This window comes from Azospirillum agricola (assembly GCF_017876095.1).
In the GTDB taxonomy this organism is placed as follows: domain Bacteria; phylum Pseudomonadota; class Alphaproteobacteria; order Azospirillales; family Azospirillaceae; genus Azospirillum; species Azospirillum agricola.
Genome location: NZ_JAGINM010000016.1, coordinates 79,765 through 102,118, shown reverse-complemented (window position 1 = coordinate 102,118; position 22,354 = coordinate 79,765). Strand labels below are relative to the sequence as shown.

The window sequence follows — 22,354 nt, the reverse complement described above, 5'->3', positions numbered from 1 at the left end:
GTGACGGTTTCCGACGGGAAAGAGAGTGCGATGACCCAGCCAGCCGACAAGCCAGCCATGGGAATCCTGGAGCGCCGCCGCATCGAGGCGGAGATCCTGAAGCCGGTCTACGAGGAAATGGCCACCCGTCTGGGCGAGACGGTCGCCCAGGAGATCCTCGGCGCCGCCATCACCAAGGCGGCGCTGGCCGCCGCCTCGTCCTTCGCGGCGTCGGAGCCGAACGGCACCAGCCTGCAAAGCTTCGCCGACCTCCAGCCGCTGTGGACCAAGGACGACGCGCTGCGCCTGGACGTGAAGCGGCAGGACGCGACGCATTTCGACTACAACGTCACGCGCTGCCGCTACGCCGAGATGTACCGGGAGATGGGGCTGGGCTCCATCGGCCACCTGCTGTCCTGCAACCGCGACGCCGCCTTCTGCGTCGGCTACGACCCGCGCATCACGATGGAGCGCACGCAGACCATCATGCAGGGCGCCGACCATTGCGACTTCCGCTACCGCTTCGAGCCGAAGGACGGGCAGGGAAGCTGACGGGTAACCGAGGCGGCGGCGTCAGATGTTCTGACGCCAGCGCTTTTCGTGGCTGTAGACCACCAGCCGGTTGCCGCGCGCGAAGCCGGCCAGCGTCAGGCCGGTGCTTTCGGCCATGCGGACCGCCATGCCGGTGGGGGCGGAGATCGCCACCAGCGCGCCGATGCCGACGGCGGCCGATTTCTGCACCAGTTCGTAGCTGGCGCGGCTGGATGTGAGGACGAAGCCGGTGCCGCGGTCGGTGCCGCTCGCCACCAGCCAGCCGATCAGCTTGTCGAGCGCGTTGTGGCGGCCGACATCCTCACGCAGCGCCAGGATGTCGCCGGTCGCGTCCACCCAGGCCACCGCATGCACGGCGCCGGTGATGCGGTGCAGGCGCTGGAGGTTGCCGAAATGGCCCAGCGCCTTCGCCACCGCGCTGACCGGCAGGGTGGTGCCCTCGGCGACGCTGCCGGTGACGCGGGTCACCGCCTGGAGGCTGTCCAGCCCGCAGAGCCCGCAGCCCGAACGTCCGGTCAGGCTGCGCCGGCTTCCCTTCTTCAACGTCATGAAGCGGTCGAGCGGGATGTCCATGCGGACCTCCATCCCGTCGCAGCCGTCCGCCACGGTGACGTCGTACAGCTCGTCCGCCGAGGCGACGATGCCCTCCGACAGGCTGAAGCCGAGGGCGAACTCGTCGAGATGCTCGGGTGTGGCCAGCATCACCGCGTGGACGATGCCGTTGTAGGTGAGCGCCACCGGCACCTCCTCCACGACATGGTCGTCGCACAGCTCGGCCCCCTCGGGTCCCAGCCGCAGCACCGTGGTGCGGTGCAGAGGGGCGCGGCGTTCGTCGGGCGGCGGGGCGGTGAGCATGGCGGTCATGGCGATGCATTCCTGTCGGTTGAAGCCCTCTCCCCCGGGGAGGAGAGGGCTTTTCTTCAGTGCCCGGTTTCCTTGCCGGTGACCTGACGGTACCAGCGCGGGTGATGCTTCTTCGCCCAGGCGTGGGTGACCACGCCCTCGACCATCGCGCGGATGGTGCCCTGGACCCACAGCGCCGCGTAGACGTGCACGATGATGCCAGCGATCAGCGCCAGCGCGCTGGCCGAATGGACCAGCAGGGCGACGCGGATCACCGGGATCGGGAACAGCTCGGCGAAATACGGCCGCCAGGCGATGAAGCCCGACGCCATCAGCGCCAGCATGCACAGGACCATCATCCAGAACATGCCCTTCTGGCCGCCGTTGTAGCGGCCGATGTCGCCGACCTCGTTGCCCTTCATCACCTCGCGCACCGACATCATCCACTTCACATCCTCCTTGTTGATGAGGTTGTGGTGGGCGTAGCGGAAGAATTGCCGGGCGAAGGCGATGAACATCACCACGCCGACGAAGGGGTGGACGATGCGGGCGAGCTGCGGCGTGCCGAACACGCCGGTCAGCCAGAAGAAGGCCGGGTAGAAGAAGGCCAGCCCCGAGATCGCCAGCAGGACGAAGCAGACCGCCACGATCCAGTGGTTGATGCGCTCGGCGGCGCCGTAGCGTTGGATCAGCTTTTCCTTCATGACAGCGCGTCCTCCGGTTGCTTGTTCTTTGCGACGTGTCTGGGGCGGTCCTGGCCGCCGGTGGGGCTGTCATGCCCACCGGTGGGGTTGTCATGCCCACCATGCTCCTCTTCGTCCTCGTCGGCGCGGTTCGGACCGACGGTGATGAAGTGGAAGAACCCGAACAGGCCGGCGGCGGCCACGCCCAGCGTGGCGAGCGGCTTCAGCATGCCCTTCCACAGGCCGACCACGGCGCTGATCGCCGGGTTCTCCGGCAGGCCGGAGTAGAGCTGCGGCTTGTCCGCGTGGTGCAGCACGTACATGACGTGGGTGCCGCCGACGCCGGCCGGGTCGTAGAGCCCGGCCTGGTCGTAGCCGCGCGACTTCAGGTCGGTGATGCGGGTCTCGGCGACCTCGATCATGTCCTCCTTGGAACCGAACTGGATCGCGCCGGTCGGGCAGGTCTTGACGCAGGCCGGTTCCTGTCCGACCGCAACCCGGTCGGAGCAGAGGTTGCACTTGTAGGCCTTGCTGTCGACCGTGCTGATGCGCGGCACGTTGAACGGGCAGCCGGAGACGCAGTAGCCGCAGCCGATGCAGTTCTCCTGGTGGAAGTCGACGATGCCGTTCTTGTACTGGATGATGGCGCCCGGCGACGGGCAGGCCTTCAGGCAGCCGGGGTCGGCGCAGTGCATGCAGCCGTCCTTGCGGATCAGCCACTCCAGCTTGCCTTTCTCCTCGACCTCGTTGAAGCGCATGACCGTCCATGCCTGCGGGCCGAGGTCGATCGGGTTGTCGTAGACGCCGGTGCAGGTGCCGACGTCGGCGCGCAGCTCGTTCCATTCCGAGCAGGCGACCTGGCAGGCCTTGCAGCCGATGCAGACCGAGGTGTCGATCAGCTTGGCGACTTCCTGCGGGTTGCGGGCCTGCGGGGTCGGCGTCGGCGAGGCGGAGCGGCGCAGGATGTCCAGGGATTGCAGGGCCATGATTACGCCACTCCGATCTTCTCGACGTTCACCAGGAACGCCTTGTATTCCGGGGTCTGGGTGTTGCAGTCGCCGACCGCGGGCGGCAGGGTGTTGGACAGGAAGCCCTTCTTGGCCACCGTCTCCCAGCCCCAGTGCAGCGGGATGCCGATCTGGTGGACGGTGCGGTTGGTCACCGTCAGCGCCTTGATCCGCTTGGTCACCACCGCCTTGGCCTTGATGTGGCCGCGCTTGGAGCTGACCTGCACCCAGTCGCCGGCCTTGATGCCCTTCTCGGCCGCCAGCGCCTCGCCGATCTCGACGAACTGCTCGGGCTGGGCGATGGCGTTCAGGCGCACGCCCTTGGTCCAGAACTGGAAATGCTCGGTCAGGCGGTAGGTGGTGCCGACATAGGGGAACTGGTCATGGGTGCCCAGCCGCTCCTTGTCCGCCTTGAAGATGCGCACCGCCGGGCTGCTGACCACCTTCGGGTGCAGCGGGTTGGTGCCGAGCGGGCTTTCCATCGGCTCGTAATGCTCGGGGAAAGGACCGTCCGCCAGCTTGTCGGTGCAGAACAGCCGGCCGACGCCCTCCGGGTTCATGATGAAGGGGTTCATCCCTTCGCTCGGCGCCGAATCCGCCTTGAAGTCCGGCACGTCGGCGCCGGCCCAGGCGGCGCCGTTCCACGAGATCAGGTTGCGCTTGGGATCCCAGGGCTTGCCCGACGGGTCGCAGGAGGCGCGGTTGTAGATGATGCGGCGGTTGGCCGGCCACGCCCAGGCCCAGCCCGGCGTGTTGCCCAGCCCGGCGTCGGTGTTGTCGCGCCGCGCCATCTGGTTGCCGGCCTGCGTCCAGCAGCCGGCGAAGATCCAGCAGGCGCTCATGGTCGAGCCGTCGGCTTGCATGATCGCGAAGTTCGGCAGCTGCTCGCCCTTGCGGGCCAGGAACTTGGTCGGGTCCTTCGGATCGGGGATGTCGGCCAGCGCGCGCCCGTTCAGCTCCTTCGCCAGCTCCTCCGGCGTCGGTTCCAGCGGGTTCTTGTAGGGCCAGGACAGGTTGAGGATCGGCTCGGGAACCGTGCCGCCCTCCTTGCGGTAGAGGTCGCGGACGGCGACGAAGATCTCGGCCAGGATCTCCTGGTCGCTCTTGGCCTCGCCCGGCGCGTCGGCGCCCTTGTAATGCCATTGCAGCCAGCGCGCCGAATTGACGATGGCGCCGTCCTCCTCCGCGAAGCAGGTGGAGGGCAGGCGGAACACCTCGGTCTTGATGCTGGCGGTGTCGACGTCGTTGATCTCGCCGTGGTTCTGCCAGAAGGACGAGGTTTCGGTCGTGATCGGGTCGATCACCACCATGTATTTCAGCTTGGCGAAGGAGGCCGCCGTCTTGCGGACGTCCGGGAAGGAGGTCAGCGGGTTGAAGCCCTGGACGATGAAGCCGTTGACCTTGCCGTTGTGCATCAGGTCCATGACCTGGAGCACGTCGTACATCTTGTCCCACTTGGGCAGCCAGTCGTAGCCCCAGTCGTTCTCCTTCGTCGCCTTGTCGCCCCAGAACCATTTCAGCAGGCTGACGAAGAACTTCGGCGTGTTGCCCCAGAAGTTGAGCTGGCCGTCGGCCTGCGGCTTGGGGGTGTTCCTGGCGATGTAGTCGGCGAAGGTCGGGTTGGCCTTCTCGGCCGGCAGGTTCAGGTAGCCGGGCAGGCTGGTCGACAGCAGCCCCAGATCCGACAGGCCCTGGATGTTGGAGTGGCCGCGCAGCGCGTTGACGCCGCCGCCCGGCATGCCGATGTTGCCCAGCAGCAGCTGGATCATCGCCATGGTGCGGATGTTCTGGGCGCCGACCGTGTGCTGGGTCCAGCCGAGAGCGTAGAGGATGGTGCCGACGCGGTCACGCACCGCCGTCGAGCCGAGATGCTGGCAGACCCGCAGGAAGCCGTCCTTCGGCGTGCCGGTCAGGTCGGTGACGACGTCCGGCGTGTAGCGCGCGTAGTGGGCCTTCATCAGGTTCCACACGCAGCGCGGGTCCTGGAGCGTCGGGTCGGTCTTCGCCTTGCCGTTCTCGTCGAACTCGTAGTTCCAGCTGCTGCGGTCGTACTGGCCCTTGGCCGCGTCGTAGCCGCTGAACAGCCCCTCGTCGAAGCTGAAGCCGTCACGCACGATGAAGCTGGCGTTGGTGAAGGCCTTGACGTAATCCCACTGGATCTTGTCGTTGGCGATCAGCCAGTTGATGACGCCGCCCAGGAAGACGATGTCCGACCCGGCGCGGATCGGCATGTATTCGTCGGCGACGGCGGCCGAGCGGTTGAAGCGCGGGTCGACGACGACGATTCGCGCGCCCTTCTTCTTCGCCTCGATCGCCCATTTGAAGCCGACCGGATGGGCCTCGGCCGGATTGCCGCCCATGATCAGGATGAAGTCGGCGTTCTTGATGTCGACCCAGCTGTTGGTCATCGCCCCGCGCCCGAAGGTCGAGGCGAGCGCCGACACGGTCGGGCCGTGGCAGACGCGGGCCTGCGCGTCGGTGCCGACGATGCCGAGCGAGCGCATGACCTTCTGCGTCAGGATGCCGGTCTCGTTCGACGAGGCGGACGCCGTCAGCATGGCGGTCGACACCCAGCGGTTCACCGTCACGCCCTCGGCGTTCTTGGCGATGAAGTTGGCGTCGCGGTCGTCCTTGATGTGGCGGGCGATGCGCTCCACCGCCTCGTGCCAGGAAATACGCTTCCACGTGTTGGAGCCGGCCTCGCGCACCTCGGGGTGCTTCAGCCGGTTCGGGCTGTGGATGAAGTCGAGCAGGCCGGCGCCCTTGGGGCAGAGCGAGCCGCGGCTGACCGGGTGGTCGGGGTCGCCCTCGATGTGGATGATCTCGGCCTTGGCGTTCTTGGCGCCGTCGCCCAGGCTGTACATCAGCAGGCCGCAGCCGACCGAGCAGTAGGGGCAGGTGTTGCGGATCTCCTTGGCGCGGCTCAGCTTGTACTGGCGCACCTCGGCCAGCGCCTCGGCCGGGAGGAAGCCCAGCGCGCCGATGCTGGACGCGGCAAGCGAACCCGCCGTGAGCTTGAAGAATTGCCGCCGTGAGACCTGCGTGGCCGTAGCCTGCGTCGGCGCGGGCTGCGTGGGCGTGATCGGCATGGAACCTCCCTCGGAAACGGTTGTGCCGTGTCCGGGGCGTTGGGACCCGGAACGGAGCCGTCGGCAGGACCGACCACTCACGGCGCCGCGCCCAAAGGCAGATTCCGTGCCAACCGCGAAAGCCGCACGGACGTCATGGTTTTTTGATTGGTCCCACAGCCAATAGGGACATTTTGTCCAAAAGGTTTAGACAAAATGTCCCTATTGGCTGTGGGGTAGACAGTTTGACGGGGCCATGACGGTGGTGGCAAACAGGGGGAGCGGGCCGGTGCGGGCATTGCCCCGATCTTGCATGGGTGTTCGCCTCGCCATCGCCGTCCTCATCACGACCGACACGAAAGCAGCCCCATGACCGCCGCGCCCCACGCCCCCGCCGCAGACGTTTCCGAGGCGACCGCCGCCGCCATGGCCGCCGCCGGGCTGGTGCCCGGCCAGTCGCCGTCGCCGCTGCGGCTGCCCGACGCGGCCAGTCTTTTCCAGCGCCGCGCCGCCCGCCTGCGCCGCCTTGCCGGTGGGCACAGCCTGGGCGGCTGGCTCTCCTTCGTCGCCACGCTGGCCGATGCCCAGCACGCGCTGGCTGCCGCGGCTGCCTCGGCCCCGCCGGCCGCGCAATGGCCGCTCGACCTGCAAGCCCTGCTGGCGCGGCTCGGCGAGGCCGTGCCGCCTCCGGCCCGCGTCGCGCTGGGCCTTCTCGGGCCGGAGGAGTCCGGCCGGCTGGCGGCCTTCGCCGACCGTCTGATCAACGACCAGCTGGAGACGACCGACCTGCCGGCCGCCCCCTTCGTCACCGCCGCCCTCCAGGTCGCCTGGACCCGCCACGCCGCTGGGCTGGACGTCAGCACGATCTCGGTCCATGCCACCGCCCAGGTCTGTCCGGTCTGCGGTGGTGCGCCGGTGGCCGGCGTGCTGCATGTCGGCATGGAAGCGGGGGGGCTGCGTTACCTGCATTGCGGGATCTGCCACACCGCGTGGCATCACGTTCGCGCGTCCTGCGTGTCCTGCGGCGATGGCAAGCACGTCGACCAGCGCTTTCTGGAAGGGACGGGTGAGGGTCGGGCCGAGGGGGGGCAGGGGAAGGATGGCCCCGTCCGCGCCGAGACCTGCGGCGCCTGCCACAGCTACCTGAAGCTTCTGTTCCTCGACAAGGCGCCCGATCTCGACCCGGTGGCCGACGACCTCGCCTCGCTGGCGCTCGACATCCTGGTCGGGGAGGAGGGCTACCAGCGCATCGGCGGCAACCCCTTCCTGGTCCTGGCCGACTGAAGCGGGCAGAGCGCGAACGCGCACCTGCGGTCGCCGGTGCGCACCAAGCCAAGGGAGGCCGGCTGGACCGTTCCTGTGGTTTCCCGGCGGAATCCGTCCTTATGTCGGCTGCCTCCCCTGACGTCTTTCGGTTGTATTTTTGCAATACCCTTGGATCGGTTGTCTGTCTAAGTTAGCGTGATGCACTCGGCGGTTTCGGATTGGGGTGGGTCATGGCGATGATGCGGCGTTGGCTGCTGGCGATGGTGATCCTGGTGCTGGGCTTGGCGGCGGATGGCCAATGCCGGGCAAGCGAGGTCCGAGTGCCGGAGGCGTTGCAGGGCGCTGTGGCGGATCGGGCTCTGAAGCGGACCGGCGTTGGGTCGGGCGAACGGCGGGTGGCCTTGGTGATCGGCAACGATGCTTACCCGACGGCGCCATTGAGGAATCCGACGAACGACGCACGTGCGATGGCTGCGGTGTTGCGCGTGCTCGGCTTCGAGGTGATCGAGCGTATCAACGCCGGTAAGGCGGACATGGAAAAGGCGGTGATCGACTTTGGCGGGAGGCTGAGCGAGGACTCGGTCGGGCTCGTCTATTATTCGGGGCACGGTCTTCAGGTGTCAGGCAGGAATTATCTCATTCCAGTGGATGCGGAGATTTCGAGCGAGCGCATGGTGCCGCTGATGGCGGTCGATGCCGACAACGTGTTGGCGCAGATGATGGAGGCCCGTTCGAGGGTGAACATCCTCATCCTCGACGCCTGCCGGAACAATCCGTTCGAGCGCCCGTTCCGGGCGTTGAACGGCGGTCTGGCGCAGATGAGCGCGCCTAAGGGAACGATGATCGCGTATGCGACGGCTCCAGGGAAAACGGCGAACGACGGTTCGGGTGGAAACGGCCTCTACACTAAGGAGTTGCTGAAGGCGATTCAGCAACCGGGCCTTCCGATCGAACAGGTGTTCAAGAAGGTTCGGGCGGCGGTGTCCTCGTCGTCGGGCGATGCGCAGATTCCGTGGGAGGCGTCGTCGTTGACCGGTGATTTCTATTTCGCGGGCACCCCCGACCAAGGCCATCAGGTCGCGGCCGTGATGACACCTCCCGCCGTTCTCACGGAACAGCCGGGTAGGGATATGAGATACGGCATCGGGCCCTTCCATTTGGGCATGTCGGCAGCGCAGGTCAATCGGAAGCTTGGTACGCCGTTTGTCACGGTTCAGTCGGCTTCACTTCCAATAGCAGGGGAATATAAAAATAATGAAGTGCGGTATTTTTGGAAATATTTTTCAGAAGATACCGTTGTTGCGAGTATGATTCTGAAAATACCAAAAGGCCCTTGTTTGTCACCGCAGAGCTATTTAACATTCTTATTCTTGGATGATAGTCTTTTTCGAATTTCTTTCCGTCTATACCGGAAGGATGGCTGTAGTGATTACAGATCCGTGGTGGAAAATCTGCGGTCAAAGATTTTTGGAAAGAGCAGCGTCTCCGGGCATGTCGTCGTAACCCACAGCGACGATTATACCAAACTCGAGATCGTCGACAGCACGCGGACCTATCCGGACCTGCCGTAGGGCGGCATCCCGACGCCGCCGGGCAGAGGAGCGGGTCGTCAGCCCCCATCCGGCGTGATCAGCCGGGCGGCGAACAGCGGCGCGGTGGGCTGGGCCGAATAGCGGGCCTGCCGGCGCAGCCACAGGGTGAAGCGGGTGCATTGGCCGGGGGTGCTGTCCACCGTGATGCGTCCGCCGTAGCGCTGGACGATGGCGTAGCTGATCGACAGGCCGAGCCCGGTGCCGGTCTGCTTCTTGGTGGTGAAGAAGGGGTCGAAGATGCGCCCCAGATCGACCGCGGCAATGCCGTGGCCGGTGTCCTGGACGTGCAAGAGCGCGCCCTCGAAGGGCTCGCTTCCGGCGGGCCAGTCGCCGGGGCCGATGTCGCGGCTTTCCAGCGTCAGCGTGCCGCCGTCGGGCATCGCCTGCATGGCGTTGACGATCAGGTTGATCAGGACCTGCTGCAACTCGCCCCGGTTCATCTCGACGCTGCAGGTCGCGGCCAGCCGGGTTTCCACCTTGACCTTGCCGCGGTTCAGGTTGTGCCGGGTCAGCACGAGGCAGTCGGCCAGCACCGCGTTGACGTCGGCGGCCTCGGCGTAGCCGGCGAAGTCGCCGGGGCGGGCGAATTGCAGCAGCTTGGTGACGATGGCGTGGATGCGGCGGGTCTGCTCGTCGATCAGGCGGACCTCCTCCGCCACAGGCTCGATGGCGTCGCCCAGCACCTCGCGCATCAGGTCGAGGTTGCCCTGGATGACGGCGACCGGGTTGTTGATCTCGTGGGCGACCCCGGCCGTCAGCTCGCCGATGGCCGTCAGCTTCTCGTTCATGACGAGCTGCTGCTGGGCGCGGCGCAGGGTGGCGTTGGCCTCCTCCAGGGCGGCGGTGCGCTTGGCGACCTTGCGGTCCAGCTCCTCGGCCGAGCGTTGCAGCTCCCAGCGGCGGGCGGCGATGGAATCAAGCAGATGGTCGAAGGCGCGCGACAGCCGGCCCAGCTCGTCGCGGCTGTGGGTTGGGCCGACGCGGGCGGATTCCTCGCCGGCCTCGATGCGGGCGATCACCCGGTTCATCCGCTCCAGCGGGCGGAAGATGGCGCGCGCCCAGCGCAGGTCGGCCAGCGTGCCCAGCCCCGACACCAGCAGGAACAGCAGGAACAGCCCGGCCAGCGCCCGGTACAGCGCGTCGCGCAAGGGTGCTTCGAGGAAGCCGACATAGAGCATGCCGACCCTCTGCCCGGCGGTGTCGGTCAGCGGCTGGTAGCCAGACACGTAGGTGTCGTCGACCACGAAGGCGGAGCCCAGCCAGACCCGCCCCTCGCCCAGAACGCGGTCGGCGACCGCCTTGGAAACGCGGGTTCCCAGCGCCCGCTGGCCCTCGAACAGCCGTACGTTTGTGGCGATGCGGGTGTCGCCGAGGAAGAGGGTGGCGGTGCCCTGGCTGCCCAGCGGCAGCGATGCCTCCTGGTAGACGATGGTGTTCAGGCGGTCGACGATGCCCTGGTTGCCGTTGAGCAGGACGCCGCCCTCCAGCGCGCCGCTGACCAGCCCGTCGGGCCCGGCGATGGGGACGGCGGCCTGGATCATCAGGCCGCGCTCCTCGACGCTGCGGCCGTCGGGCCGGGCGTTGCGGGTCGGCACCAGCGGGATGTGGGCGGCGCGGCGCAGGGTGGGGGCGAGCGCCTCCAGCTCCTCCGGCGCGAAGACCTCCAGCCCGTGCCGGGGGTAGCCTTGCAGCGCCTCGCGCACCACCGCCCAGCCGGAGCGGCCGGCTGCTCCCTGGAACTTCCCGCCGACCCGCACTTGGCCCTGCGCGTCGAGCAGCAGCAGATAATCGAGCCCCTGCTCCTCGGCCGCCTCGTCGAGCAGCCGCCGCACCTCGTCGGGCGTTCCCCGTTCCAGCGCCAGCGCCAGCCGATGCGAGGAGGCGAAGCCCTCCAGCCGGGTGCCGAGGGCGCCCTGAACCCGGTCGAAATACTGGCGCGCGGTGCCGAGGTCGGAGCTGACCTTGTTGACGAGAAGCTGGTCGTAGCCCTGCGTGCCCCACACCCAGACGATGGCCAGCAGGATCGGCACGCCGAGCAGCAGCGGGGCGAGCACCAGCGTCATCAGCTTGAGCCGGACGGAGCCGGAGAAGGTCTTCGCCAGCCCCTTCAGCCAAGCGTTGAAGCTGGTGGCGAGGGGGAGCTTCACGGGCACGCCCGGCTCCCCCAGTTTACACCCCCCATTCGGCGCATTTCCGGTCGAGCGTCTTGCGCGACACGCCGAGCAGTTCGGCGGCGCGCGTCTTGTTGCCGCCGCACTGGCCGAGCACCACCAGGATGTGGCGCTTCTCCACCTCGGCGAGCGGCAGCACATTGGCCGGCGAGGGGGCCGGCGAGGGGGCCGGCGAGAAGGGCGCGCCCGCCGCGTTGCCGCCGCCGGCCGCGTTGTCCAGATCGTTCAGCGGGAACTCGCCAAACAGCAGCGAGCGCTCGACGAAGTTGCGCAGTTCGCGCACGTTGCCCGGCCAGGAATGGGCCATCAGCGCCCGCGTCACCTCCGGCGTCACCGGCAGCGGCGGAACGGCGAGGCGGGCCGACAGGTGGCGCATGAACAGCGCCGTCAGTTCCGGCACGTCCATCGCCCGCTGGCGCAGCGGCGGGATGGTGAGGGTCATCACCTCCAGCCGGTAGAACAGGTCGGGGCGGAAGCGGCCCTGCCCAGCCTCGGCCTTCAGGTCGCGGTTGGTGGCCGTCACCAGCCGGACGTCGACCGGCACCTCCTGCTCGCTGCCGACCGGGCGGATGCGCCGTTCCTCCAGCACCCGCAGCAATTTGGATTGCAGGGTCAGCGACAGCTCGCCGATCTCGTCGAGGAACAGGGTGCCGCCATGGGCGTAGTAGAACAGCCCCTTGCGCGACTCCTTCGCCCCGGTGAAGGCGCCCTTGGCGTGGCCGAACAGCTCGGCCTCGATCAGGTCGGCGGAGATGGCGGCGCAGTTCACCGCGACGAAGGGGTGGGCGGCGCGGTTGGAGTATTCGTGAAGGGCGCGGGCGACCAGCTCCTTGCCGACGCCGGACTCGCCTTGGATCAGCACGGTGGAGGGGGTCGGCGCCACGCGCCGCACCAGCGTCCGCAGCCGGGTCATCGAGTCCGACTGGCCGACGATCTCCTCGCGCCCGCTCTCGCGCGAGGAGAGCTGGCGGCGCAGTACGAAATTCTCGCGGGTCAGCCGCGCGCGCTCGATGCAGCGGTCGATGGAGTTGAGGATCTGCTCGATGCGGAAGGGCTTCAGCACGAAATCGGCGGCGCCGGAGCGCAGGGCGTCGATGGCGGTGTTCATGTCGGCGAAGGCGGTGATCAGGATCACCTCGCCGGCGAAGCCGGTGCCGACCAGCTCCTTCAGCCAGTCGAGGCCCGACCGGCCCGGCAGCGCGATGTCGAGGATCACCAGATCGACATGCGCGCGCTCCAGCACGCGGGCGCCGTCCTCGGCGCTGCCGGCGGTCTCGACCCGCCAGCCGCGCCGGGCGAGCGCGCGCGACAGGAAGCTGCGCATGCCCTCCTCGTCGTCCACCACCAGCACGGACGGCATGGCGGGAGATTCCACGGGATCGGCGTTGTCGGAGGGGAAGAGGTCAGGGGGCACGGTGATGCGCGTCGCGGGACGGTGACGGGTGCCCGGAGAAAACGACCCGGCCGGAGCGGGGCAAGCCTCCGGACGATGCCGGAAGACTATCGCGGATCGGTCATCCCGCACCAGCGAGAAGGCGCCGCCGCGGCGGGCGGGTTGCTCCATGCGACCGTATGACGCGCCGCCCGCTCAGCTGCCCGCTCAGCCACGCGCCAGCAGCGCCAGCATCGCGCACAGCAGCGCCGCCGACACGCATTGCCAGACCAGGACCGGGTTGCGCTCGTAGAGCGGTCGTCTGCGGACGATCTCCGGCCGGCCGTGCGCCAGCGCGTTCTCCAACTCCTGCGCGAACTCGATGACGTCGCCGAAGCGGTCGGCCGGGGCGGGGGACAGCGCCCGCGCCAGAATCTGGTCGAACCAGGCCGGGACGTCGCCGCGCCCGCGCGCCAGCGGAACGGGCTTGCCGAAGCGCGGGCGGGAGAAGGGCTCGACCTCGCCGTAGGGATAGCCGCCGCCGCTGAGCGCGCGGTGGATGGTGACGGCCAATGCGAACTGGTCGGAGCGTTCGTCGCCCGCCGATCCGGCGAACAGCTCCGGCGCCATGTAGCTGGGGGTGCCCGGCACGTCGGCGGTCGGGAACTCCTCGAGCTGCGGCAGCCGGGCGACGCCGAGGTCGATCAGCGTCAGGCGGCCGCCCCGCCCCAGGATGACGTTGTCCGGCTTGATGTCGCGGTGGATGATGCCGGCCCGGTGCAGTGCCGACAGGGCGCGCGCCAGCGTGACGGCGATCTCCACCCCCTCCGCCAGGGCCAGGGACGGCTTGCGGCGCAGCCGCTGCTCCAGCGTCTCGCCCTCGTAATAGGGCATGACGGTGTAGAGCCGGGTCTGCCGGCCCGGAGGCAGCTCGATCACCTCGCCGACCCAGGGGCTGCGCACCCGTGCCGCGACCCAGGCCTCGCGGACGAAGGCGAGCCGGAAGGTCTTGTCGGCGGCGACCTCGGGCTGCGGGAACTTGATGACGACCGAGCGCCCGTCCTCCAGGTTCGTCGCCCGGAAAAGCCGGCTGTAGCGCCCGTCCGACAGCGGAGCGTCCAGCCGGAAGCCGTCCAGCTCCTCGCCGGCCGCCGGAGGGGCGAGGATCGGCAGGTTGGCGGCGGCGCTTTCCAGCTCGGTGTGTTCGATGGCGGGCAGCCCGACGACGTCGACGACGACGGCGCTGGCGTTGTCGCTGCTGCCGGCGTCGAGGGCGGTGTCGACGATCAGCCGGGCCGCCGCCTCCGGCGTGTCCCGCCGCATCAGCAGGCTGCGGAGGGCAACGTCGGTGAGAGTCCCGTGCACGCCGTCGCTGCACAGCAGGAAACGGTCGTGCAGGCGCAACGGGTGAACGCCGTAGTCCAGCCGCACCGCCTCCTCGATGCCGAGTCCGCGGTAGAGGACATGGGCGTAGTCGGGCCGGTTCAGCGTGTGGTCCTCGGTCAGGCGGGCGAGCTGGCCGTCGCTCAGCCGGTAGACCCGGCTGTCGCCGACATGCAGGACATGCGCGTTGCGGTGCCGCAGGATCAGGCCCGCGAAGGTCGAGGCCATGTTCTCCAGCGCCGGATCGGCCCGCCCTTGCGCGACGATCCAGCGGTTGACCGCCTCGATCACCCGCGCGGCGGCGCGCTGGACGCCCAGCGGTTCCGGTTGGGCGTAATAGCCGTCGATGAAGGTGCGCACCGCCAGCTCGGCCGCGATGCGGCCGCCCTTGGCGCCGCCGACCCCGTCGGCCAGCGCCGCGACGATGCCCTGGCGGACCCGCCGGCCCGGCGAGGCGAGGCAGACCCCGGCGTAGTCCTCGTTGCGCGGACGCCGCCCGGTGTCGGAGGCGATGCCGAACTGAACCTGCAACGAACCGTTCATCGGACGAGCGGCTCCATTCCTTGGGATGAGGGGACGGGTGGGAAGAGCCCTTGTGCACGCGGAGTGCCACGGCGTTTCCAAGGGTTGGCGGCCCCCGGCCGCCAGCCCGGCGGCGGCTCGCGCCCATTCGGTGGGCAATGAGGCAGGGTGCGCCAAAGAAATAAGCACTTAAGGACGGAATGAGTCGGCTGGAGCCAGTCCAAAGTCTCTACTTCCAAGGGCTTTTGCAGATGCGAAAGAATGGCCTGACTCTTGCGAAGGGATGAGCGGATGACGTGGGCCCCTCCAAAGGCGGAGACGACGGCCCGCCACGGGACCCACGCCACGCGACCAACGATGGTCCGTCGGTCGGTCGGATCATCGTTTCCGGATGGCGCGCCGCCGTGCGCGGCCCGATGCCGGAAGCCGTCAACATTTGGGAGTTCGCATGAAAACGGGCTTTTTGAAGGCGGGGCACCTGCCGACGCTGTTCGCTGCGTTCCTTTATTTCGACCTCAGCTTCATGGTGTGGGTGATCCTGGGGCCGCTGGGCGTGCAGGTCGCCCAGGATCTCGGGCTGTCCCCCGCCCAGAAGGGCCTGATGGTGGCGACGCCGGTGCTGGCCGGCGCGCTGCTGCGCATGGTCAACGGCGTGCTGGTCGATCATCTGAAGCCGAAGCTGACCGGAACCCTGTGCCAGCTCGTGGTGATCGCCGGGCTGCTGGCCGCGTGGCACTTCGGCATCCACAGCTTCACCCAGGTCATCCTGCTGGGCATCGTGCTCGGCGTCGCCGGGGCGTCCTTCGCCGTGGCGCTGCCGCTCGCCTCGCGCTGGTACCCGCCGGAGCATCAGGGAACCGCGCTCGGCATCGCCGGGGCCGGCAATTCGGGCACCGCGCTGGCCGCGCTGTTCGCGCCGTCGCTGGCGCTGATCTTCGGCTGGAACAACGTGCTCGGCCTCGCCGCCATTCCGCTGGCGGCGACGCTGGTCGTCTACCTGATCCTTGCCAAGAACAGCCCGGACTGCCCGGCGCCGAAGCCGCTGCTCAGCTATCTCCAGGTGCTGAGGATGGGCGACGCCTGGTGGTTCATGTTCTTCTACAGCGTCACCTTCGGCGGCTTCGTCGGGCTGGCCTCGTCGCTGACCATCTATTTCAACGACCAGTACGGGCTGAACGCCGTCACGGCGGGCTATTTCACCGCGGCCTGCGTCTTCGCTGGGTCGCTGGTCCGTCCGCTGGGCGGCGCCATGGCCGACCGGGTCGGCGGCATCCGCACGCTGACGATGATGTACATGGTGGCGGCCGCCGCGCTGATCGTCATCAGCTTCGGCCTGCCGACCGCCTGGGCGGCTCTGGCCGTGTTCGTGGTCGCCATGCTGGCGCTCGGCATGGGCAACGGCGCGGTGTTCCAGTTGGTGCCGCAGCGCTTCCGCCGCGAGATCGGCGTGATGACCGGGCTGGTCGGCATGACCGGCGGGATCGGCGGCTTCTACCTCGCCTCCAGCCTCGGCTACGCCAAGCAGATGTTCGGCAGCTACCAGGCGGGCTTCCTGGTCTTCGCCCTGCTGGCGCTGTTGGCGCTGGTCGGCCTGACCGGCATCAAGGGCCGTTGGCGCACGACCTGGGGCGCGGCGGTTCTGGGCGCCCGCATCTGACCGTCTGAGCGTTCCCGCCCGTTTCTCCAAGCAAGCCGGTGCCCCCGATCCCGCAAGGCCAAGCGGGGGCGGGGGCATCGCCATTCATACGGTCTGATCTCCCTGGAGGAATTTGACGGCTATATATTTTAATGCTAAAACATCAGTATGGCCGACAAACAAGGCGGGCGGCAGGAGGGAGGGAGGCGTGCGCATCGTCTGCATAGGCGGCGGTCCGGCCGGACTCTATTTCGGGCTGCTGATGAAAAAGCTGTACCCGGCCCACGCCGTGACGGTGGTGGAGCGCAACCGGCCCTACGACACCTTCGGCTGGGGCGTGGTTTTCTCCGACGCGACCATGCAGGGGATGACGCTGTGGGACGCCGAGACGGCGGCGGCGATCGAGCGGTCCTTCAACCATTGGGACGACATCGAGGTCCGCATCAAGGGCCGCCGCATGCGCACCACCGGCCACGGCTTCGTCGGCATCGGCCGCAAGACGCTGCTGAACATCCTGCAACGGCGCTGCGAGGATCTCGGCGTCGAGCTGCTGTTCGAGCGCGAGGTCGGGTCCGACCTGGAGTTTCCCGACGCCGACCTGATCGTCGCCTGCGATGGCGTGAACTCGCGCATCCGCAACCGCTATCCGGACGTCTTCCGGCCCGACATGGTGGTGCGGCCCAACCGCTACGTCTGGCTGGGCACAGACAAGCTCTTCGACGCCTTCACCTTCGATTTCCGCAGGACCGGTCACGGCTGGTTCCAGGCGCACATCTACAAGTTCGACGACCGCAGCTCGACCTTCATCGTCGAGACGACCGAGGAAACCTTCCGGGCGCATGGCCTGGACAGGGCCGGCCAGGCCGCCTCGATCGCCTTCTGCGAGGACATCTTCGCCGAGACGCTGGAGGGCGCGCCGCTGCTGTCCAACGCGCGGCACGCGCGCGGCTCCTCCTGGCTCAACTTCAACCGGCTGGTCTGCGGCGCCTGGAGCCATTTCAACGGAAACAGCCACGTCGTGCTGATGGGCGACGCGGCGCACACCGCGCATTTCGCCATCGGGTCGGGCACCAAGCTGGCGGTGGACGACGCCATCGAATTGGCCCGCCAGTTCGAGACGCTCGGCCATGACGCCGACCGCATCCCGGCGGTGCTCGCCGCCTACGAGGACGTGCGGCGGGTCGATGTGGCGCGCATCCAGAACGCGGCGCGCAACGCGATGGAGTGGTTCGAGGTCGCCGGCAGCCGCTACGCCGACCGGCTGGAGCCCGAGCAGTTCATGTACTCGATGCTGACCCGCTCGCAGCGGATCAGCCACGAGAATCTGCGGCTGCGCGACAAGGCGTGGTTGGAGGGGTACGAGCGCTGGTTCGCCGGCCGCGCCGCTTCGGACGGTGCCGGGACGAACGGTGCCGGCACCGAAGAGCGGGCGCCGCCGCCGATGCTCACGCCGCTGCGGCTGCGCGGGGTGACGTTGCCCAACCGCGTCGTCGTCTCGCCGATGGCGATGTATTCGGCCGAGGAGGGCGTGCCCGGCGACTTCCATCTGGTGCATCTCGGGTCGCGTGCCCTGGGCGGCGCCGGGCTGGTGTTCGGCGAGATGACCTGCGTGTCGCCCGACGCCCGCATCACCCCTGGCTGCGCCGGCCTGTGGAACGAGGCGCAGGCGGCGGCCTGGGCGCGGATCGCCGCCTTCATCCATGGCCAGTCCGATGCCAAATTCGCCATCCAGCTCGGCCATGCCGGGCGCAAGGGGGCGACGCGGCGGGCTTGGGAGGGCATGGACCAGCCGCTCGACGACGACGAGGCGTGGCCGCTGGTCTCGGCCTCGGCGCTGCGCTATCTCCCGCAGTCGGCGCTGCCGCGCGCGATGGACCGCGCCGACATGGAGCGGGTGCTCGGCGATTTCCAGAACGCGGCGGCGCTGGCGGCGCGGACCGGTGCCGATCTGCTGGAGCTGCATTGCGCCCACGGCTATCTGCTGTCGAGCTTCCTGTCGCCGCTGACCAACCACCGCACGGACGACTTCGGCGGCTCGCACGCGAACCGGGCGCGCTTCCCGCTGGCGGTGTTCCACGCCGTCCGCGCCGCCTGGCCGGAGGACCGGCCGCTGTCGGTGCGCCTGTCCTGCCACGACTGGGCGGAGGGCGGCAACACCCCCGACGACGCCGTCGCCTTCGCCCGGCTGTTCAAGGAGGCTGGGGCCGACCTGATCGACTGTTCGTCGGGGCAGGTGGCGGCGGACGATGCGCCGGTCTATGGCCGGATGTACCAGACCCCCTTCTCCGACCGCATCCGCAACGAGGTCGGCATCCCGACCGTCGCGGTCGGCGCCATCTCCGAGGCCGACCACGTCAACTCGATCATCGCCGCCGGGCGGGCCGACCTCTGCGCCATCGCCCGGCCGCATCTGGCCGACCCGGCCTGGACCCTGCACGAGGCGGCAAGGATCGGCGTGACCGACCTGCCCTGGCCGAAGCAATACCGCTCGGGCAAGACCCAGTTCGAGACCAACCTCGCCCGCGCGGCGGTTACCACGGCGGCGGGGGGGCGTTCGTCATGATGGCCGGGATGCTCGACGGGCGCCACGCCTTGGTGACCGGCGCCGGCACCGGCATCGGCCGCGCCGTAGCCTTCGCGCTGGCGGCGGCCGGGGCGCGCGTCAGCCTCGCCGGCCGGCGGCCGGAGCCGCTGCGGGAGGTCGCCGAACAGATCGGTGCGGGTCAAACGGGCGGGGCGCGCGCCCTGGCGCTGCCCGGCTTCGACGTCACCGACCGCGCGGCCATCGACGGCGGGCTGGCCGACGCGCGCGCCGCCTTCGGCCCGCTCGACATCCTGGTCAACAACGCCGGGGAGGCGCCGAGCGCGCCCTTCGAGGCCACCGACGCCGCCCTCTGGGCCCATGTGCTGGCCGTCGATCTGACGGGGGTGTTCCAGGTGACGCAGGCGGTCCTTCCCGACCTGAAGGCGCGCGGCGCCGGGGCGCGCGTCGTCACCATCGCCTCGACCGCCGGGCTGGCCGGCTACCCCTACGTCTCCGCCTATTGCGCGGCCAAGCATGGGGTTGTCGGGCTGACGCGCGCGCTGGCGGTGGAGTTCGCCCGCAGCGGCGTCACCTTCAACGCGGTCTGCCCCGGCTTCACCGACACGCCGCTGCTGGACGGGGCGATCCGCACCATCACCGCCAAGACCGGCCGCACGGCGGAGCAGGCCGCCGCCAGCTTGACCCGCGCGAATCCGCAAGGCCGCCTGATCCGCCCGGAGGAGGTCGCCGCGACCGTGCTGTGGCTGGTTTCGCCGGGGGCGGCCTCGATCAACGGGCAGGCGGTCGCCGTCGACGGCGGCGAAATGGCAGGAGGATGATCCGCATGCAGAAGCGCCCCTTCAAGGACCGCACGGCCGAGCATGTCCTGTTCGAGACCAGCGACGACGGCCGGGTCGCCACCGTCCGGCTCAACCGGCCGGACCGCAAGAACCCGCTGACCTTCGACAGCTACGCAGAACTGCGCGACCTGTTCCGCGATCTCGTTTATGCCTCGGACGTGCGCTCGGTGGTGCTGACCGGGGCGGGCGGCAACTTTTCCTCCGGCGGCGACGTCTTCGAGATCATCGAGCCGCTGACCCGCATGGCGATGCCGGAGCTGCTGGCCTTCACCCGCATGACCGGCGACGTCGTCAAGGCGATGCGCGCCTGCCCGCAGCCCATCGTCGCCGCCATCGACGGGGTGTGCGCCGGGGCGGGGGCGATCCTGGCGATGGCGTCCGACCTGCGGCTGGCGACGCCGCGCGCCAAGACCGCCTTCCTGTTCACCCGTGTCGGTCTGGCCGGGGCGGACATGGGCGCCTGCGGCATCCTGCCCCGCATCATCGGCCAGGGCCGCGCCGCCGAGCTGCTGTTCACCGGCCGCGCCATGAGCGCCGAGGAGGGGGCGGCCTGGGGCTTCCACAACCGGCTGGTCCCGCCGGACTCCCTGGAGGAGGAGGCGCTGGCGCTGGCCCGCTCTCTGGCCGACGGCCCCTGCTTCGCCCACGGCATGACCAAGACGATGCTGAACCAGGAATGGGCGATGAGCATCGACGCGCTGATCGAATCCGAGGCGCAGGCCCAGGCCATCTGCATGGCGACCAACGATTTCCGCCGCGCCTTCGAGGCCTTCGCCGCGAAGACCACGCCGGTCTTCAAGGGGGATTGAGGCCGTGACCGCCGATCCCCCTTCCTCCACCCCTTCCGCCGTCGCGCGCGGGCCGTCCCGCGACCACCTCGACTGGCCCTTCTTCGATCCCGGACACCGTGCCTTCGCTGAACAACTTGACGGCTTCGTGCGCTCGGGCGGGCTGGCGGGCATTGACCACGCCGACACCGACGCCGCCTGCCGGGCGCTGGCGCGGCGGCTCGGCGAGGCCGGGTTGCTCGACGCCTGCGTCGCCTCTGACGCGCCGGACGCTCCGCCGATCGACTCCCGCCGCGTCTGTCTGGCGCGCGAGACGCTGGCCTGGCACGACGGGCTCGCCGATTTCGCCTTCGCCATGCAGGGGCTCGGCACCGGGGCCATCGGGCTGGCCGGCTCGCCGGCCCTCAAGGCCGCCGTGCTGCCCAGGGTGCGCAGCGGCGAATGGCTCGCCGCCTTCGCGCTGTCGGAAGCCGACGCCGGGTCGGACGTCGCCGCCATGGCCTGCGCCGCCCGCGCCGACGGCGACGGCTATGTGCTGGACGGCGAAAAAACCTGGATCTCCAACGGCGGCATCGCCGGGGTCTACACCGTCTTCGCCCGCAGTGGCGAGGCGCCCGGCACGCGCGGCATCTCGGCCTTCGTCGTTCTCGCCGACGATCCCGGATTCTCGGTGGTCGAGCGCATCGACGTGATGGCGCCGCACCCGCTGGCGACGATCCGTTTTGAGAACTGCCGCATCCCGGCGGAACGCCGTCTCGGCGCCCCCGGCGAGGGGTTCAAGATCGCCATGCGGACGCTCGACGTTTTCCGCGCTTCGGTGGCGGCGGCGGCGCTCGGCTTCGCCCGCCGCGCGCTCGACGAGGCGCTGGTTCACGCCAGGGGCCGCCGGATGTTCGGCGGGACGCTGGCCGACCTGCAACTGACCCAGGCGGCGCTCGGCACGATGGCGGCCGGCATCGACGCCGCCGCGCTGCTGACCTACCGCGCGGCGTGGCGGCGCGACGTTCAGAAGCTGCCGACGACGCGCGAAGCCGCGATGGCCAAGATGACGGCGACCGAGACGGCGCAGGCGGTGATCGACCGCGCCGTGCAGATGTTCGGCGGGCGCGGCGTGCGCTCGGGTGAGGCCGTTGAGCGGCTCTACCGCGAGATCCGGGCGCTGCGCATCTACGAGGGCGCCACCGAAGTGCAGACGCTGATCGTCGCCCGCGAATTGCTGAAGGAGGCGTGACCATGGCGGCTCTCGTCACCGGGCGTGACTTCGTCACCGAACGCATCGTCCGCTTCGCCGACTGCGACCCGGCCGGCATCGTCTATTTTCCACGCTGCTTCGATCTGCTGAACGGGGTGGTCGAGGATTGGTGGGCGGCGATGGATTTCCCTTGGCGGGTGACCATCACGGAGCGCCGCGTCGGCCTGCCGACGGTGGCGCTGACGGCGACCTTCGTCGCCCCCTCCTTCCTCGGGGAGCGGCTGACCTGCCGGCTGTCGGTGGCGCGCGTCGGCCGCTCCTCGGCGGAACTGCGCCACACGGTCGGCGTCGGCGATTGCCCGCGCTTCCGCGCCGCGCAGTCGGTGGTCTGCACCTCGCTGGAGACCCACGCGGCGCAGCCCTGGCCGGACGATCTGCGCGCGGCGATGACCGCTTACCTCGACCCCTCGGCGGGAGACGCCTCATGCACATGATCCTTCAGCCCGAGGGCTGGGCCAAGCCGGTCGGCTACGCCAACGGAATCGCCGCGCGCGGCCGGCTGGTCTTCGTCGGCGGCCAGATCGGCTGGAACGCGGCCTGCGAATTCGAGACCGACGACTTCGTCGCGCAGGTTCGCCAGACCCTGGAGAACGTCGTCGCCGTGCTGGCCGAGGCCGACGCCGGGCCGGAGCATGTCACCAGCATGACCTGGTATTTCACCGACAGGACCGACTATCTCGCCAACCGCAAGGCGATCGGCGCCGTCTACCGCGCGGTGATGGGCAACCACTACCCGGCCATCGCCGCCGTCCAGGTCGCGGCGCTGGTCGAGGACCGCGCCAGGATCGAGATCCAGGCCCAGGCGGTGGTGCCGGACTGACCGGCGCTTCCGCCCCGGTCCGGCCGCGAGACGGAA

General features: G+C 69.2%; 17 protein-coding genes. 10 read left to right on the top strand and 7 right to left on the bottom strand.

Translation table 11 applies throughout. The features are described from left to right. The first annotated feature begins 30 nt into the window (after window positions 1-30). The gene (locus J2847_RS22500; RefSeq protein WP_209781062.1) at window positions 31-531 is read left to right on the top strand and encodes an L-2-amino-thiazoline-4-carboxylic acid hydrolase; all 501 of its coding nucleotides are present in this window, start codon (window positions 31-33) and stop codon (window positions 529-531) included. A 21-nt stretch (window positions 532-552) separates the two neighbouring features. Here J2847_RS22500 and fdhD read toward each other — a convergent pair whose 3' ends face one another. The 4 genes from fdhD to fdnG are packed head-to-tail and all read right to left on the bottom strand — an operon-like array spanning window position 553 to window position 6,153. Beyond that, a complete protein-coding gene (gene fdhD / locus J2847_RS22495) occupies window positions 553-1,395 on the bottom strand; it encodes a formate dehydrogenase accessory sulfurtransferase FdhD (RefSeq protein WP_233474715.1) in 843 nt (280 codons plus the stop codon). Window positions 1,396-1,451: 56 nt separating this feature from the next. After that, a complete protein-coding gene (locus tag J2847_RS22490; RefSeq protein WP_209781061.1) occupies window positions 1,452-2,078 on the bottom strand; it encodes a formate dehydrogenase subunit gamma in 627 nt (208 codons plus the stop codon). Continuing rightward, window positions 2,075-3,043, bottom strand: a complete 969-nt coding sequence (gene fdxH / locus J2847_RS22485; RefSeq protein ID WP_233474714.1) for a formate dehydrogenase subunit beta — start codon at window positions 3,041-3,043, stop codon at window positions 2,075-2,077. Before fdxH ends, J2847_RS22490 begins: the two co-directional genes overlap by 4 nt. 2 nt (window positions 3,044-3,045) lie before the next feature. Beyond that, a complete protein-coding gene (fdnG, locus tag J2847_RS22480; protein WP_209781060.1) occupies window positions 3,046-6,153 on the bottom strand; it encodes a formate dehydrogenase-N subunit alpha in 3,108 nt (1,035 codons plus the stop codon). Window positions 6,154-6,501: 348 nt separating this feature from the next. Here fdnG and J2847_RS22475 point away from each other — a divergent pair, with 348 nt between their 5' ends. Together J2847_RS22475 and J2847_RS22470 are read left to right on the top strand one after the other, a co-directional pair. After that, window positions 6,502-7,416 carry a formate dehydrogenase accessory protein FdhE gene (locus J2847_RS22475; protein WP_209781059.1) on the top strand — a complete coding sequence of 305 codons (915 nt, stop codon included), beginning with the start codon at window positions 6,502-6,504 and terminating at the stop codon, window positions 7,414-7,416. Window positions 7,417-7,628: 212 nt separating this feature from the next. Next, on the top strand, window positions 7,629-8,969 hold the full coding sequence (locus J2847_RS22470; protein ID WP_209781058.1) for a caspase family protein: 1,341 nt from the start codon (window positions 7,629-7,631) through the stop codon (window positions 8,967-8,969). A gap of 38 nt (window positions 8,970-9,007) precedes the next feature. Here the strand turns inward: J2847_RS22470 and J2847_RS22465 are convergent, their stop codons facing one another. The 3 genes from J2847_RS22465 to J2847_RS22455 all read right to left on the bottom strand — a co-directional run bounded on the left by J2847_RS22465 (window position 9,008) and on the right by J2847_RS22455 (window position 14,459). After that, window positions 9,008-11,143, bottom strand: coding sequence for a cache domain-containing protein (locus J2847_RS22465; protein WP_325169462.1), 2,136 nt, complete (start codon window positions 11,141-11,143; stop codon window positions 9,008-9,010). A gap of 16 nt (window positions 11,144-11,159) precedes the next feature. Beyond that, window positions 11,160-12,521 carry a sigma-54-dependent transcriptional regulator gene (locus J2847_RS22460; RefSeq protein ID WP_209781057.1) on the bottom strand — a complete coding sequence of 454 codons (1,362 nt, stop codon included), beginning with the start codon at window positions 12,519-12,521 and terminating at the stop codon, window positions 11,160-11,162. Between the two features lie 240 nt (window positions 12,522-12,761). Beyond that, entirely contained in the window at window positions 12,762-14,459 is a 1,698-nt protein-coding gene (locus J2847_RS22455) for a bifunctional protein-serine/threonine kinase/phosphatase (RefSeq protein ID WP_233474713.1), read from the bottom strand. 427 nt (window positions 14,460-14,886) lie between these two features. On the opposite strand from J2847_RS22455, the gene J2847_RS22450 reads away from it, so the two are divergent. The 7 genes from J2847_RS22450 to J2847_RS22420 all read left to right on the top strand — a co-directional run bounded on the left by J2847_RS22450 (window position 14,887) and on the right by J2847_RS22420 (window position 22,318). Next, window positions 14,887-16,095, top strand: coding sequence for a nitrate/nitrite transporter (locus tag J2847_RS22450; protein WP_209781056.1), 1,209 nt, complete (start codon window positions 14,887-14,889; stop codon window positions 16,093-16,095). A gap of 187 nt (window positions 16,096-16,282) precedes the next feature. After that, window positions 16,283-18,637: a bifunctional salicylyl-CoA 5-hydroxylase/oxidoreductase gene (locus J2847_RS22445; protein WP_209781055.1), complete on the top strand. Its 2,355-nt coding sequence runs from the start codon at window positions 16,283-16,285 to the stop codon at window positions 18,635-18,637. Continuing rightward, window positions 18,634-19,437: an SDR family NAD(P)-dependent oxidoreductase gene (locus tag J2847_RS22440; RefSeq protein WP_233474712.1), complete on the top strand. Its 804-nt coding sequence runs from the start codon at window positions 18,634-18,636 to the stop codon at window positions 19,435-19,437. Before J2847_RS22445 ends, J2847_RS22440 begins: the two co-directional genes overlap by 4 nt. 5 nt (window positions 19,438-19,442) lie before the next feature. Continuing rightward, window positions 19,443-20,267 carry an enoyl-CoA hydratase family protein gene (locus tag J2847_RS22435; RefSeq protein ID WP_233474711.1) on the top strand — a complete coding sequence of 275 codons (825 nt, stop codon included), beginning with the start codon at window positions 19,443-19,445 and terminating at the stop codon, window positions 20,265-20,267. A 4-nt stretch (window positions 20,268-20,271) separates the two neighbouring features. Further along, window positions 20,272-21,477 carry an acyl-CoA dehydrogenase family protein gene (locus J2847_RS22430; protein ID WP_209781053.1) on the top strand — a complete coding sequence of 402 codons (1,206 nt, stop codon included), beginning with the start codon at window positions 20,272-20,274 and terminating at the stop codon, window positions 21,475-21,477. A gap of 2 nt (window positions 21,478-21,479) precedes the next feature. Further along, window positions 21,480-21,932, top strand: coding sequence for an acyl-CoA thioesterase (locus tag J2847_RS22425; protein WP_209781052.1), 453 nt, complete (start codon window positions 21,480-21,482; stop codon window positions 21,930-21,932). Then, window positions 21,923-22,318: a RidA family protein gene (locus J2847_RS22420; RefSeq protein WP_209781051.1), complete on the top strand. Its 396-nt coding sequence runs from the start codon at window positions 21,923-21,925 to the stop codon at window positions 22,316-22,318. Before J2847_RS22425 ends, J2847_RS22420 begins: the two co-directional genes overlap by 10 nt. The last annotated feature ends 36 nt before the right edge of the window (window positions 22,319-22,354 follow it).

What these genes read in the sequence shown, in the direction of transcription:
- J2847_RS22500 (WP_209781062.1), top strand. Translation starts at nt 31, where the DNA reads ATGACCCAGCCAGCCGACAAGCCAGCCATGGGAATCCTGGAGCGCCGC.
- J2847_RS22440 (WP_233474712.1), top strand. Translation starts at nt 18,634, where the DNA reads ATGATGGCCGGGATGCTCGACGGGCGCCACGCCTTGGTGACCGGCGCC.
- fdhD (WP_233474715.1), bottom strand. Translation starts at nt 1,395, where the DNA reads ATGACCGCCATGCTCACCGCCCCGCCGCCCGACGAACGCCGCGCCCCT.
- J2847_RS22435 (WP_233474711.1), top strand. Translation starts at nt 19,443, where the DNA reads ATGCAGAAGCGCCCCTTCAAGGACCGCACGGCCGAGCATGTCCTGTTC.
- J2847_RS22475 (WP_209781059.1), top strand. Translation starts at nt 6,502, where the DNA reads ATGACCGCCGCGCCCCACGCCCCCGCCGCAGACGTTTCCGAGGCGACC.
- fdxH (WP_233474714.1), bottom strand. Translation starts at nt 3,043, where the DNA reads ATGGCCCTGCAATCCCTGGACATCCTGCGCCGCTCCGCCTCGCCGACG.
- J2847_RS22470 (WP_209781058.1), top strand. Translation starts at nt 7,629, where the DNA reads ATGGCGATGATGCGGCGTTGGCTGCTGGCGATGGTGATCCTGGTGCTG.
- J2847_RS22420 (WP_209781051.1), top strand. Translation starts at nt 21,923, where the DNA reads ATGCACATGATCCTTCAGCCCGAGGGCTGGGCCAAGCCGGTCGGCTAC.
- J2847_RS22425 (WP_209781052.1), top strand. Translation starts at nt 21,480, where the DNA reads ATGGCGGCTCTCGTCACCGGGCGTGACTTCGTCACCGAACGCATCGTC.
- J2847_RS22460 (WP_209781057.1), bottom strand. Translation starts at nt 12,521, where the DNA reads ATGCCGTCCGTGCTGGTGGTGGACGACGAGGAGGGCATGCGCAGCTTC.
- fdnG (WP_209781060.1), bottom strand. Translation starts at nt 6,153, where the DNA reads ATGCCGATCACGCCCACGCAGCCCGCGCCGACGCAGGCTACGGCCACG.
- J2847_RS22490 (WP_209781061.1), bottom strand. Translation starts at nt 2,078, where the DNA reads ATGAAGGAAAAGCTGATCCAACGCTACGGCGCCGCCGAGCGCATCAAC.
- J2847_RS22455 (WP_233474713.1), bottom strand. Translation starts at nt 14,459, where the DNA reads ATGAACGGTTCGTTGCAGGTTCAGTTCGGCATCGCCTCCGACACCGGG.
- J2847_RS22450 (WP_209781056.1), top strand. Translation starts at nt 14,887, where the DNA reads ATGAAAACGGGCTTTTTGAAGGCGGGGCACCTGCCGACGCTGTTCGCT.